This window comes from Bradyrhizobium sp. HKCCYLRH3059 (assembly GCF_051168035.1).
Classification (GTDB): Bacteria; Pseudomonadota; Alphaproteobacteria; order Rhizobiales; family Xanthobacteraceae; genus Bradyrhizobium.
Genome location: NZ_JBNPUF010000002.1, coordinates 548,708 through 562,441, shown reverse-complemented (window position 1 = coordinate 562,441; position 13,734 = coordinate 548,708). Strand labels below are relative to the sequence as shown.

The 13,734-nt window shown below is 64.5% G+C and carries 7 protein-coding genes; 5 read left to right on the top strand and 2 right to left on the bottom strand.

Annotated features, from left to right (window positions below; translation table 11 throughout):
• Positions 1 to 295: 295 nt before the first annotated feature.
• The 3 genes from ACQR13_RS09555 (at position 296) to ACQR13_RS09545 (ending at position 9,337) form a co-directional block, all read left to right on the top strand.
• Positions 296 to 3,907: an error-prone DNA polymerase gene (locus ACQR13_RS09555; protein WP_316225203.1), complete on the top strand. Its 3,612-nt coding sequence runs from the start codon at positions 296 to 298 to the stop codon at positions 3,905 to 3,907.
• 1,026 nt (positions 3,908 to 4,933) lie between these two features.
• Positions 4,934 to 6,172, top strand: a complete 1,239-nt coding sequence (locus ACQR13_RS09550) for an efflux RND transporter periplasmic adaptor subunit (protein ID WP_434862773.1) — start codon at positions 4,934 to 4,936, stop codon at positions 6,170 to 6,172.
• 42 nt (positions 6,173 to 6,214) lie between these two features.
• The gene (locus tag ACQR13_RS09545) at positions 6,215 to 9,337 is read left to right on the top strand and encodes an efflux RND transporter permease subunit (protein ID WP_315749273.1); all 3,123 of its coding nucleotides are present in this window, start codon (positions 6,215 to 6,217) and stop codon (positions 9,335 to 9,337) included.
• On the opposite strand, the gene ACQR13_RS09540 is transcribed toward ACQR13_RS09545, so the two are convergent.
• Positions 9,334 to 9,981 (bottom strand): ATP-binding cassette domain-containing protein, encoded by a 648-nt coding sequence (locus tag ACQR13_RS09540; protein ID WP_434862772.1) that lies wholly within the window; start codon positions 9,979 to 9,981, stop codon positions 9,334 to 9,336. The genes ACQR13_RS09545 and ACQR13_RS09540 overlap by 4 nt on opposite strands.
• Before the next feature lie 286 nt (positions 9,982 to 10,267).
• On the opposite strand from ACQR13_RS09540, the gene ACQR13_RS09535 reads away from it, so the two are divergent.
• Both ACQR13_RS09535 and ACQR13_RS09530 read left to right on the top strand, forming a co-directional pair.
• A complete protein-coding gene (locus ACQR13_RS09535; RefSeq protein WP_315714864.1) occupies positions 10,268 to 11,347 on the top strand; it encodes an AI-2E family transporter in 1,080 nt (359 codons plus the stop codon).
• A gap of 293 nt (positions 11,348 to 11,640) precedes the next feature.
• A complete protein-coding gene (locus ACQR13_RS09530) occupies positions 11,641 to 12,807 on the top strand; it encodes a fatty acid desaturase (protein ID WP_410052324.1) in 1,167 nt (388 codons plus the stop codon).
• Positions 12,808 to 12,909: 102 nt separating this feature from the next.
• On the opposite strand, the gene ACQR13_RS09525 is transcribed toward ACQR13_RS09530, so the two are convergent.
• Positions 12,910 to 13,413, bottom strand: coding sequence for a hypothetical protein (locus ACQR13_RS09525; RefSeq protein WP_434862771.1), 504 nt, complete (start codon positions 13,411 to 13,413; stop codon positions 12,910 to 12,912).
• Positions 13,414 to 13,734 lie beyond the last annotated feature (321 nt).

Below are 13,734 nucleotides of genomic sequence, written 5' to 3'. Positions count from 1 at the left end.
GCTCACCCTCCCCTGGAGGGGGAGGGTGGGCTCGCATGCGCGCATGCGAGCCGGGGTGGGGTGACAGACCATCCGCGTGCACGGTGCCGATTTTCGCCGGAGCCGAGACGCCCACAGCCCTAACGTGTCGACGTCAGGACGACCGATTGTTGGGCTCACCCCACCCCGCCGCGCGCTGTGCGCGCGTCGACCCTCCCCCTCCAGGGGAGGGTGGGCAGCTGCGCAAGCCGCTTGGTGAGGGGCTGTCTTTCGTATCGCATGGGCAACGCGCCGCCCCAGCCTTCGCAGCCGCGCCATGACTCCCATCCCCTATGCCGAGATCGGCGTCACCACCAATTTCTCCTTCCTGCATGGTGGTTCGCATCCGCAGGACTATGTGCACCAGGCCGCCGAATATGGCCTCACCGCCATCGGCATCGCCGACCACAACACGCTGGCCGGCGTCGTGCGCGCCTATAGCGAGTTGAGTAACGACCGACTGAGTTACAGACCGAAGCTGCTCTACGGCGCGCGGCTGGTGTTCACCTGCGGCACGCCGGACATCCTGGTCTATCCGTGCGACCGCGCGGCCTACGGCCGGCTGTGCCAGCTGCTCACCCGCGGCAAGCGCGGCAGTGACGCGGACAAGGTCGCCAAGGGTGATTGCCGCCTGAGCTTCGAGGACCTGTTTGAGTTCATCGAGGGACAGTTGCTGGTGCTGATGCCGCCGCATCGCTTCGACGAAGCCGCGCTCACCACCATTCTCACGCGGCTGAAAGACAGTCCCGCCGAAGGCGTGTGGCTGGCCGGCAGCCTGCTGTATCGCGGCGACGATCGGCGCCGGCTGGCGCGGCTGTCGCGCCTCGCAGCTTCAAGCAAGGTGCCGCTGATCGCCACCAATGACGTGCTCTATCATCATCCTCGACAGCGGATGCTGCAGGATGTGCTGACCTGCATCCGCGAGAAAGCCTCGATCGAGGCCATCGGCCGAAGGCTCCAGGCCAATGCCGAGCGCCATCTCAAGCCGGGACACGAGATGGCGCGGCTGTTCCGTGACCACCCCGACGCTGTGACCGAGACGCTCCGTTTCACCGACCGCATCGTGTTCTCGCTCGACCAGCTCAAATATCAATATCCCGACGAGCCGGTGCCGCCGGGCAAGACCGCGCAGGGGCATCTGCAGGATTTGACCTGGGCCGGCGCCAAGACCTATTTCGGCGACCATCTCGATGACAAACTGCGCGCTGTCCTCGACAAGGAGCTGGCGCTGATCGCCGAGCTCAACTACGCGCATTACTTCCTCACCGTCCACGACATCGTGCGCTACGCCCGCAGCCAAGGCATCCTGTGCCAGGGCCGTGGCTCGGCGGCGAACTCGGCCGTGTGCTACGTGCTCGGCATCACCTCGGTCGATCCGACCAAGATCGATCTGCTGTTCGAGCGCTTCATCTCCAAGGAGCGGCTGGAGCCGCCCGATATCGACGTCGATTTCGAGCATTCGCGACGCGAGGAGGTGATGCAATATGTCTATCGCCGCTACGGCCGGCACCGCGCGGCGATCATCGCCACTGTCATCCATTATCGTCCGCGCAGCGCCATTCGCGACGTCGGCAAGGCGCTGGGCCTGACCGAGGACGTCACCTCGGTGCTCGCCGACACCGTGTGGGGCAGCTGGGGCGACGGCCTCTCCGACATGCAGGTGCGCCAGGCCGGGCTCGATCCCGCCAATCCGATGATCCGCCGCGCCGTGGAGCTGGCATCGGAGCTGATCACCTTCCCGCGTCATCTGTCGCAGCATGTCGGCGGCTACGTGCTGACGCAGGATAGACTTGATAGTTACGTCCCGATCGGCAATGCCGCGATGGACGACCGCACCTTCATCGAGTGGGACAAGGACGACGTCGATGCGTTGTCGATGATGAAGGTCGACGTGCTCGCGCTGGGCATGCTGACCTGCATCCGCAAATGCTTCGACCTGATCGCCGATCACAAGGGCAAGCGATACGTGCTCTCCGATATCCGCTCGGAGGACGACAACGAAGTCTACCGGATGCTGCAGCGAGGCGAGTCGCTCGGCGTGTTCCAGGTCGAGAGCCGCGCGCAGATGAACATGCTGCCGCGGCTGAAGCCGCGCACCTTCTATGATCTCGTCATCGAGGTCGCGATCGTCCGGCCCGGGCCGATCCAGGGCGACATGGTGCATCCCTATCTGCGCCGCCGCAACAAACTGGAGAAGGTGAGCTATCCGTCGCCGTCGCCGGATCACGGCCCGGCGGATGAGCTCTACAAGGTGCTGCACAAGACGCTCGGCGTGCCCTTGTTCCAGGAGCAGGCGATGCGGATCGCGATCGAAGCCGCCAAATTCTCGCCCGAGGAGGCCAACGGCCTGCGCCGCGCGATGGCGACCTTCCGCAACGTCGGCACCATCGGCTCTTATGAAGAGAAGATGGTCAGCAGCATGATCGCGCGCGGCTACGATCCCGCCTTCGCCAAGAGCTGCTTCGACCAGATCAAGGGCTTTGGTTCCTACGGCTTTCCGGAAAGCCATGCTGCGAGCTTCGCCCAGCTCGTCTATGTCTCGTCCTGGCTGAAATGCTTCCACCCCGACGCGTTCTGCTGCGCGCTCTTGAACTCGCAGCCGATGGGTTTTTACGCGCCGGCCCAGATCGTCGGTGACGCCCGCAAGAACGGCGTCGAGATCCGGAACATCGACGTGTCCTACAGCTTCGCCGACAACACGCTTGAAGATACCGACGACAAATACTGCGCCGTTCGCCTCGGCTTCCGCCAGATCGACGGCTTCCGCTGGATCGACCGCGACGAGGAACGGATCAGGAAATTGTCGGAGGCGCTGCGGAGGAAGGCGCAGCCTGCTCCAACATCTTCAAAAGGTGCTGGGGAGGCTCTCTCCCCATCGTCATTCCGGGGCGCGCGCAGCGCGAGCCCGGAATCCATACTCCCGATCGTGGTTATGGATTCCGGGCTCGCCCTCCGGGCGCCCCGGAATGACGGCGTGGGTGGAGTTGTTTCTAACTCGCAAACGCTTGGTGCATTTGGAGAGCATGCAAACGCATCGCCCCGCAACGATAACGAGACACAAGCCGACATCTTCGACCGCGAGGACGACTGGGCCGACCGCATCATCAAGGCGCGCGAGCGCCGTCCCTTCACCTCGCTCGAAGACTTCGCCCGCGACACCGCTCTGCCCAAGCGTGCGCTGCTGCTGCTGGCCGATGCGGATGCGTTCCGCTCGCTCGGGCTCGACCGTCGCGCCGCGCTCTGGGCCGTGCGCCGGCTGCCCGACGACGTGCCGCTGCCGCTGTTCGAGGCTGCCATCGCCCGCGAGCAGCCGGACGAGGGCGCCAGGCCGCTGCCCGAGATGCCTCTACCGGAGCACGTCGTCGCGGACTATCAGACCATCCGCCTGTCGTTGAAGGGGCACCCGATGGAGTTCCTGCGCGAGCGTTTCGCTGCCGAAGGCGTGCTGGCCTGCCGCGACGTCAATGATGCCAACGACCGCCGTCGCGTCCGGTGCGCCGGCGTGGTGCTGGTGCGGCAGCGGCCGGGCAGCGCCAAGGGCGTCGTGTTCATGACCCTGGAGGACGAGACCGGCATCGCCAACATCGTGGTGTGGCCGAAGGTGATGGAGACCTTCCGCAAGGAGGTGATGGGCGCGCGCCTGGTGCTGGTCGAAGGCCGCATCCAGAGCAGCCCGGAGAAGGTGGTCCATCTCGTCGCCGAGCGCCTGGTCGACCGCAGCGCCGATCTCGCGCTGCTGTCGGACGACCGCCTCGGCGCCGTGCCACACGGCCCGATGCCCGCCGAGCCGCTCAACGACGACCGCCGCGATCATCCCGACACTCCCTCCCAGCGCGTCAGCCACCCCCGCAACGTCCGCATCCTGCCGCGCTCGCGGGATTTCCATTGAGGGAGTGTGAATTCGTAGAGTGGGCAAAGACGCGCCGCGCATCGCTCGTCGCGACGTGCCTACTGGCCGCGAGTACGACGCTCACTATCATCGCAAGCGTAGCGACGCGATCCAAACGTCCCACGACATTTCAGCACCCGCCTAAAAATTCCACTTTCTTTTTTTCAGAAATTGTGCTTTATTCCGCGCATCCCGCTCCATGAAGGGGCGTTGCGCGCGATCGTCACGACACGCGGGGCGGGGAGCGATGGCCGTGTTTGTGCCGCAGCGTGCGTCATGCACGCCGACGAACGGCATGGCGCGGACGTGAAGTCGCAGCGTCCTGGCACCCCGATGCTGGTGTCAAGTTCGCGACGGCGCTGGCGCGCCGCGCGGATGATGGTGGCCAAAAAGCCCGGCGCACCAGGGAGACTGCGTATAAGCGTGAAAACCGTCGCGCAGGGAAGGCCGGGTGATCTCGGCTGCACCTGTGGTACCTGCCGCCTGCATTCTTTTCGCAGGCGGGCCGCAGGCGTCAGTCGGCGCCTGGCCTTCCCTGCGCCCTCCTCACGAGAGGGTGAAACGGTCAGCACAACTCGGACGCATCCGCGCCGCGAGACGGCGTTCCAATGTTCATTGCGCAATTGATGAATCTCGGAGACCCGCGATGCACCGTGTCACCATCTCTCTCGCACCAGGATCGGTCAGACCCGCCGCGCACGTGTGAAACATGGCTCCGAAGCCGGGGGTAGGCGCGTACCCGCAGAGGTTGGCTTGTGAAGTCGGGACATCGTCCCGGCGATCCCCTATGCTCAGACGACGTCATGGTGCGTCGCGAAGAAAAGCGCCATTGTCCAAAACCAACTGAATGCAAGCTGAACGGCTGTCGTTCAACTTTCAAATTTTTAAAGCAAAACAGAGGCGGGTTGGGCGATTTTTAGGTTGTTTAAAGCTCCAGTTCCGCACTATTAGCGCGACGATGAGACCGCCAGAGCCGGAATCGTCGACCGATCACGCGAGCCGATCTGACCAGCCATGGCGTCTGACATGAACCCATCCCCCCAGATGCTCAGCACCAAGCGGCTGCTGATCGGCCTTGCTGCCCTGGCGATGGCCGGCGCGGGCGGCTATGGCTACATGCAAGTCCGGTCGGAGACGGCTGCGAAAGACAATATCGAGCTCTCCAGCCAGTCCAAACGCAACGGCACCACCTTTACGCCGTCGGCAGCGGAATGGTCGACGCTGACGATCGAGCCGGTGTGTGAGAAGATATTTCGTGCCGAGCATATTACCGAGGGCAAGGTTGCCGTCGACGAGGATCGCTCGACACCGGTTTTCTCGCCCTATGCCGGCCGCGTGACCAAGCTGCTGGCGCGCCCGGGTGAGACGGTGCGCCAGGGCCAGCCGCTGTTCGTGATCGAGGCCGCCGACACCGTGCAGGCCCAGAACGATTTCATCGCCGCCATCACCGCGATGAACAAGGCGAAGTCCGCGCTCGACCTCGCTGATATCCAGTACAAGCGCGCCAAGGACCTGTTCGAAGGCCGGGCGATCCCGCTGAAGGATTTTCAGCAGGCGGAGGCGACCTCCGTTCAGGCCCAGAACGACATGCGGTCGTCCCAAACGGCCCTGGAGGCGGCGCGCAACAAGCTGCGCATCCTCGGCTTCACGGATGCTGCGATCACCGATTTTCAGAGCAAGGGCGTGATCGACCGCGAGATCACGATCTACTCGCCGATCACCGGTACGGTCGTGCAGCGCAAGGTCGGCCCCGGACAATATGTCAACTCCGGCGCGAGCGACCCGGTCTTCGTGATCGGCGATCTCTCCACCGTCTGGCTCACGGCGTTCGTCCGCGAGAGCGACGCGGCGCTTGTGAACATCGGCGAGGAGATTCTCGTCAACGTGCTGGCGCTGCCCAGCCGACCGCTCAAGGCCAGCATCAACTACGTCGCCGCCTCGATCGACCCGGCGAGCCGCAGGCTGCTCGTCCGCGCGACCATCGACAACAAGGATGGCCTGCTGAAGCCCGAGATGTTCGCCAATGTGACGATCTATTCGCCGGGCGAACAGCCCGCGGTCGCGGTGCCCCGCCAGGCACTGATCTACGAAGGCAATCAGGTCCGCGTCTGGGTCGCCCGTCCCGACAAGTCGATCGAGCTGCGCAAGATCAAGACCGGTTTGATCAACGGCGACCAGGTCGCGGTCGAAAGCAATCTGAGCGCGGGCGAGCAGATCGTCACCAAGGGCAGCCTGTTCATCGATCGCGCAGCCTCGGGCAGCTGAGATGCGCTTCTCCTGCATGCCTTCCTGAAAGTGCCGATCTGAATGGACCGTCTTGTCGCCATCGCCGTTCAGCGGCGCTTCCTGATGGTCGGAATGTTCGTCGCCGTCCTGATCGGGGGTCTGATCGCATTCCGCCAGCTCAACATCGAGGCCTATCCCGATCCGACCCCGCCGATGGTCGACATCGTGACGCAGAGCCCCGGCCTCTCGGCCGAGGAGATCGAGCGTTACATCACGATCCCGATCGAGACCCAGGTCGCCGGCATCAAGAACCTGCGCACCATCCGGACGATCTCGTTGTACGGCCTGTCCGACGTCAAGCTGCAGTTTTCGTTCGACTACACCTACGACGAGGCCTTGCAGCAGGTGCTGAATCGCCTGTCGCAACTGTCGCCGCTGCCGGGCAATGTCACGCCACAGATCTCGCCGCTCAGCGCGGTCGGCGAAATCTATCGCTATCGCTTGCGCGGCCCGCCGGGCTACAGCGTGCTCGACCTCAAGACCTTGCAGGACTGGGTGCTGCAGCGGCGCTTCCGCGCCGTGCCGGGTGTCATCGACGTTACCGGCTGGGGCGGCAAGACCAAGACCTATGAGATCCAGGTCGACTTCAACAAGCTGGTCGCCAACGGCCTGACCCTGCCGCAGCTGTTGCAGGCGGTCGGCAACTCCAACATCAATGTCGGCGGCAACACGGTCGAGATCGGCACGCAGTCTGCCGTGGTGCGCGGCGTCGGCCTGATCCGCTCGATGGACGATCTCGCCAACACCATGGTGTCGCAGAGCGGCGGCAATCCGGTGCTGGTCAAGGACGTCGCCAACGTCACGGTGGCCGAGAAGCCGCGGCTCGGCATCGCCGGCCTGAACAACAATGACGACATCGTCCAGGGCATCGTGCTGATGCGCCGCGGCGAGCAGAGCTCGCCGACCATCGCCCGCGTCGAGCAGCTCGTCGACCAGATCAACAATTCGACGATCCTGCCGCCGGGCGTGCGGATCGAACGCATCTACGACCGCAAGGACCTGATCGACACCACGACGCACACCGTGCTGCACAACATGGTGGTCGGCATCGGCCTGATCGTGCTGCTGCAGTGGGTGTTCCTCGGCAATCTCAGAAGCGCGCTGATCGTCGGCGCCACGATTCCCTTCGCGCTGTTCTTCGCCGTCATCATCCTGGTGCTGCGCGGCGAGTCCGCCAACCTGCTGTCGGTCGGCGCGATCGATTTCGGCCTGATCGTCGATGCCACGGTGATCATGGTGGAGGCGATCTTCCGACGATTGACGCAGACCACGCCGCTGTCCGAGGCCGAGGAAAGTCACATCTCGCCGGAGACGATGATGGGCATGAAGAGCCACGCGATCCTGTCGGCGGCCGCCGACGTGTCGCGCTCGATCTTCTTCGCCGCCGCGATCATCATCGCCGCCTTCCTGCCGCTGTTCACCTTGAGCGGCGTCGAGGGCAACATCTTCGGGCCGATGGCGCGCACCTATGCTTACGCGCTCGCCGGTGGCCTGCTCGCGACTTTCACGGTCACGCCGGCGCTGAGCGCCATCATCCTGCCTGCGCATGTCGAGGAGACCGAGACGCGCCTGATGCGGTTCTTGCACGCGATCTACGCCCCGGTGCTGCGCTGGGCGGTGGGCAACCGCAACCTGGTGATGACCGGCGCGATCGCCCTTGTGCTGCTGACCGCGGTGGTCGGCCGGCTGCTCGGCCTGGAATTCCTGCCGAAGCTGGAAGAGGGCAACCTCTGGATCCGCGCGACTCTGCCGCCGACGATCTCGCTGCAGGAGGGCAATGCCTACGTCAACGAGATGCGCAAGATGATCCGCGCGCGTCCCGAGGTCGAGGCCGTCGTCTCGCAGCATGGCCGTCCCGATGACGGCACCGATGCCGCCGGCTTCTTCAATGCCGAGTTCTTCGCACCCCTGAAGCCCGTGAAGGACTGGCCAGGCACCAAGGACAAGGACCAGCTCACGGCGGAACTGTTGAAGCAGCTCGACGACCGCTTCCCCGGGGTCGAGTTCAACTTCTCGCAGTATCTGCAGGACAACGTCTCCGAAGCCGTCTCCGGCGTGAAGGGCGAGAACTCGATCAAGCTCTATGGCAATGACCTGCAGGCGCTGACCGACACCGCCAACAAGATCAAGCAGGTGCTGTCGACGGTGCAGGGCGTCACCGATCTTGCGGTGTTCACCTCGCTCGGCCAGCCGACGGTGCAGATCGACATCGATCGGGCCAAGGCCGCGCGCTACGGGCTGGCGCCCGGTGACATCAACGCCACCATCAAGGTGGCGATCGGCGGCGACACTGCGGGCGATCTCTACGAGCCCGGCTCCGACCGGCATTTCCCGATCATCGTTCGTCTGGCGCCGGAATATCGCAAGAGCGCGGAGGCGATCGAGAATTTGCGCATCGGCGCGCAGGGGCCGAACGGCATCACCCAGATTCCGCTGAGCGAGGTCGCGACCATCAAGCTGGTCTCGGGCGCAGCCTATATCTATCGCGAGCAGCAGGAGCGCTACCTGCCGATCAAGTTCTCGGTGCGCGAGCGCGACCTCGGCAGCGCGATCCAGGAGGCGCAGCAGAAGGTCGCCGATCAGGTGCAGCTGCCGCCGGGCTCGCGCGTCGAGTGGGTCGGCGAGTTCGGCAATCTCCAGGACGCGATCAAACGGCTGTCGATCGTGGTGCCGATCAGCCTCGCGCTGATCGGCGTGCTCCTGTGGTTCAATTTCGGCTCGATGGCCGACACCTTGCTCGCCATGAGCGTGATCCCGATGGCGATCTTCGGCGGCGTGGTCGGCCTCGTTTTGACCGGCATTCCGTTCAGCGTGTCGGCGGCGATCGGCTTCATCGCTCTGTTCGGCATCGCCGTGATGGACGGCATCATCATCCTTTCGCAGTTCAACCAGCTGATCGACGAGGGCGTCGACCGCATCGAGGCGGTCATCCGCACCGGCGAATTGCAGCTTCGTCCGGTGCTGATGACCTGCGTCGTCGCCGGCATCGGGCTGATGCCGGCCGCGGTGTCGACCGGCATCGGCTCGCAGGTGCAGAAGCCGCTCGCGATCGTCGTGGTCACCGGCATGATGCTGGCGCCGGTGGTCATCCTCATCACGCTGCCGGTCCTGATCTCGCTGTTCTCGCGGCGACGGGTCCGCTAGACGCGCATGTGCTCGTCTATGCGCGCGGCGGAGTCACGATCGACCGCGGCGGCATCGACGATCTCGCCGCGCTTGAACACGAGGTATCTGTCGCTGATCGACAGCGCGAATGGAAGATGCTGCTCGACCACGATCATGGAGGTGCCGATCTCGCGTCGGACGCGCACCAGCACCTCGGACAGTCGGTCGACGACGGACGGCTGCAGACCTTCCGTGACCTCGTCGAGCAGCAGCACGTCGGGCTTCGCCATCAGCGCGCGGGCAACGATCAGCATCTTCTGCTCGCCGCCGGACAGCGTGCCAGCCCGCTGGCTCAGCCGCTTGGTCAGCACCGGAGACCAGCCGCCGACCTGCTCGAAACGCGCGCTCATGTCACCGTCCGTGAGCACGCCAAGTCTGAGATTGTCGCGGACCGACAGGTCCTGGAACAGCGCATGTTCCTGGGGAACATAGACCAGCCCCATCTTCCGCTTCAGATGCGGCGCTATTCGCGCCACGTCCTTGCCTGCAAGTTTCACTCGGCCGCGCCAGGCCGGCAGGAAGCCGACGATGGCCTTGAGCCGCGAGGTCTTGCCCATGCCGTTCTTGCCGACGATGGCGAGGGTTTCGGCTTTGCCGAGCGCAAAACCGACGTTGCTGATCACCTCCGACGAGCCGTAGCCGCTTGCGCGCTCGTCGACGTCCAGAACTCTGCTCGTTTGCTGATTTTCAGAAGCGATTTATTTGTCGCGCAGGCTCTTGAAATCGGCGTTGTTGCTGGAGCGGCAGACAAATTCGGCATTCTGGAGCATGTTTTCGCCGGCAACATCGCGTCGTGGCGGGGGCCAAAGTCGAATTCGAACGTTGACCATCTCGCGACCAGGCGGCAAACCGTCCGCCGTGGAGGAAGGAACGGTCCAACTCACGGTCCCGGTCCGATAGGAAAGCCAGATGCGTAGCCTCGAAGACCGAGCCCTGCTTCTCTTGCTCGTCGCGATATCGCTGATGTTCGGGTGGATCCTGCTGCCGTTCTACGGCGCGGTTCTGTGGGGCATCATCGGCGTCATCGTCTTCGTTCCGCTGCACCGCTGGCTGTCGCGATCGATGCACGGCCGACACGGCCTGGCGGCGGCCGTCGTGGTGTTGATCTTCGTCGTGATCGTCATCCTTCCGCTGTCACTGATCGGGGCGTCGCTGGCGCAGGAGGCCTCCGGAGTCTACAAACAGATGCAGTCCGGTCAGCTCGACATCGGACAGTACTTTCGGAAGATGCTGGCCGCGCTTCCGACATGGGTGGTCGATATGCTCAACCGATTCGGGCTCGGCAGCCTCGCCGGAATGAAGGACAAGCTGTCGGCCGGCCTGCTGAAGGGCAGCGAGGTCATTGCGAGCCAGGCGCTCGTGATCGGACAGGGGACGTTCGAGGTCTTCGTCAATCTGTTCATCATGGTCTATCTGCTGTTCTTCCTGCTGCGTGACGAAGAGACGCTATCGGAGCGCATCAAGAGCGCCATTCCCCTGCGCCCGGAGCAACGCGATGCGCTGCTGCGCAAATTCACGGTGGTCATCCGCGCGACGGTGAAGGGCAGTCTGCTCGTCGCTCTGGCGCAAGGCGCGCTGGGCGGCCTGATGTTCTGGTTTCTCGGCATCAACGCGCCCCTGCTGTGGGCGGTCGTGATGGCCTTCCTGTCCCTGCTTCCGGCAGTGGGAGCGGGCCTCGTCTGGTTTCCGGTCGCGCTCTATCTCCTGGCCACCGGATCGATCTGGCAGGGCGTGGTCCTGATCGCCTATGGCGCCCTCGTCATCGGCCTCGTCGACAATGTCCTGCGTCCGATCCTGGTCGGACAGGACACCAAGATGCCCGACTATGTGGTGCTGATTTCGACATTGGGCGGGATCGAGGCATTCGGCCTCAACGGGTTCGTCATCGGGCCCGTGATCGCGGCAATGTTCATCGCAATCTGGGACATTTTCTCCACCTCGCGTCGCGAGGGGGCCGTGGCGCAGGATGCCTCGCGCGGGACGGGGTGAAGGGAACGCGGTGCACAATCGAAGCGGCATTTCATCGGGCGGATTAACGGATCGTAACCCGTCCTCTCCTAGCAATGAGGCGTTCGACGGGTTAAGTTCCATTGATCCGCCGCACGCGCTCTTTACCCGTCTCCTGACGGGCGTCCGCATCCCAGACTTTCTCGTCCAGAGCGGTTCATCGCCGGGCGCAACCATTTGGCTTCGACGGCGGTTAAACCGACGAAAGCTCGTGATTTCGAACTCCTGCAGCCCGTTCGGCGCTGCGTAGGGGTCCATTTGGCCGCGGTCGCGCCATGCGCGATCGCCAAGAACACAAGGTGGAGACGACATTGCAGTTCGATCAGCCAGTCGCGATGGCGACTGTGCCGCCCAAGGACCGCGCCACGCTGCGCGCCGGCGACGACGAGGGCCGCGCGGCGGCCGACGCCCGCTACTGGATGCAGATTCTCAGCAGCTATCGCACGCCAAACCGCGTCCGCAGCGTCACCGAGCTGGTGATCACGGCGGTGCCGCTGGTGGCGCTGTGGGCGGCAGCCTGGTTCGCATTCTCGCTCGGCCATGCCTGGGCGTCGTTGCTCATCGCGATTCCTGCTGGCGCCTTCCTGGTGCGCCTGTTCATGATCCAGCACGATTGCGGCCACGGCACCTTCTTCGCCGGGCGTCAGGCGAACGACTGGGTCGGCCGCGTCCTCGGCGTGCTGACCCTGACACCTTACGACTGGTGGCGGCGCACCCACGCGATCCACCACGCCAGCAGCGGCAACCTCGACCGGCGCGGCATCGGCGACATCGATACGTTGACGGTGCGGGAATATCAGGCGCGATCGACCTGGGGCCGTCTGCGCTACCGGCTGTACCGCCACCCGCTGGTCATGTTCGTCGCCGGACCCGCCTACCTGTTCTTCCTGCAGCACCGCCTGCCGTTCGGCCTCATGCGCGCCGGCTGGTCGCCCTGGGTCAGCACGATGGCGACCAATTTCGGCATCGCCCTGATCGTCGCCGGGCTGATGTGGCTGATCGGCATCCAGGCGTTCCTGGTCGTACATCTCCCGATCATGCTGCTCGCCGCCATGGCCGGGGTGTGGCTGTTCTATGTCCAGCATCAGTTCGAGCACACCGTCTGGGAGCGGAGCGAGCGCTGGACGCAGCAGCAGGCCGCGCTCTACGGCAGCTCACATTACGACCTGCCGGCATGGCTGCACTGGCTCACCGCCAATATCGGCATCCACCACGTCCACCATCTCTCGAGCCGGATTCCCTATTACAGGCTGCCGGTGGTGCTGCGCGATCATCCCGAGCTGCGCGAGATCGGCCGCATCACGCTGCCCGAGAGCCTGCGCTGCGTCCGGCTGGTGCTGTGGGACGAGTCGCAGCGCCGGCTGGTGTCGTTCCGCGAAGCCGGAGCGGGAGCATTGGAGCTTCGGACAACGACACCGAAGCTCGCTGGGCCACAACCATAGTACGCAGATTAGGCAGAGGCGCGCGAACGACCTGCCCACATACAAGTTCTGAGCCGGCGGATTGAGCCGTCAGATGGAAACCCAGGCGCGACCGCGCGCGTCTCAGGCCGCGCCGCTTTGTTTGGCCGGTGCCTGTCGTTGGGCCGCCGACCAGGATGCGTGGAACCAGCCGCCGAGGCCCCAGGGGTGAGTCCGTTCCAACCAGATGAACGGTCCCATCGGCGTTTCAAACTTGCCGGGCTGGGGCCCGACCACACCCCGACCATGCAGCAACTCGCCCTGCCAGCCTTCGTTCTTGGAGCCTTCCAAGCCGACATGAAGCCGGTAGGCCCAGGGCTCGGTGTCCATGATGACGTTGCCCTGCGCCGTCTTCATCCAGGCGATGGTGTCGGCGTGGATCGCACCAAAGGGATGGAAAGGACGGTCCTCGGGGACGCCGACGAATACGCCGACGCCGGTCTTGACCGTCGCGCCGGCGGCGATCGTCACGGGCTCGCCTTTCTGATCGTACAGCACGCCGTGCCAGTTCTGCGATCTCGTGCCCGGCGCAGTGACGATGATCTGGTAGGCGAGGCGCGGCTCGTCGAGGAGCGGCTCTTGTGACATGATCGTCTCCCATCCATGCGGGCCGGGCGTGACCGCCGGGACACGTGCGGCCCTATTCTGACGCAGTATCGGCACGGCGCTAGATCGGGCGTTGATCTGAATCAACCGTCACGAGTGGAGTGCAATTTCAGATTGAGTAAAAGGCTGGTGCGGAGTGTCAGCGGACGCGCCGTGCCCACCGCCCGTCGGTCGTAGTAATCGACCTCATAGTAGGACGGCAGGCACGCATCTTCCTTCGCTCTGTCGAGCGAAGGCAGATGCCTTGTCCGTCCTGCGGGCTAAAGGCTCAATCCCTCACCGGCGCTTGAGGCGAACGCGGCG

Bases quoted from the DNA above. Each gene is read 5' to 3' on its own strand.
- ACQR13_RS09535 (WP_315714864.1), top strand. From the start codon at position 10,268: ATGCGTAGCCTCGAAGACCGAGCCCTGCTTCTCTTGCTCGTCGCGATA.
- ACQR13_RS09525 (WP_434862771.1), bottom strand. From the start codon at position 13,413: ATGTCACAAGAGCCGCTCCTCGACGAGCCGCGCCTCGCCTACCAGATC.
- ACQR13_RS09545 (WP_315749273.1), top strand. From the start codon at position 6,215: ATGGACCGTCTTGTCGCCATCGCCGTTCAGCGGCGCTTCCTGATGGTC.
- ACQR13_RS09550 (WP_434862773.1), top strand. From the start codon at position 4,934: ATGAACCCATCCCCCCAGATGCTCAGCACCAAGCGGCTGCTGATCGGC.
- ACQR13_RS09530 (WP_410052324.1), top strand. From the start codon at position 11,641: ATGCGCGATCGCCAAGAACACAAGGTGGAGACGACATTGCAGTTCGAT.
- ACQR13_RS09555 (WP_316225203.1), top strand. From the start codon at position 296: ATGACTCCCATCCCCTATGCCGAGATCGGCGTCACCACCAATTTCTCC.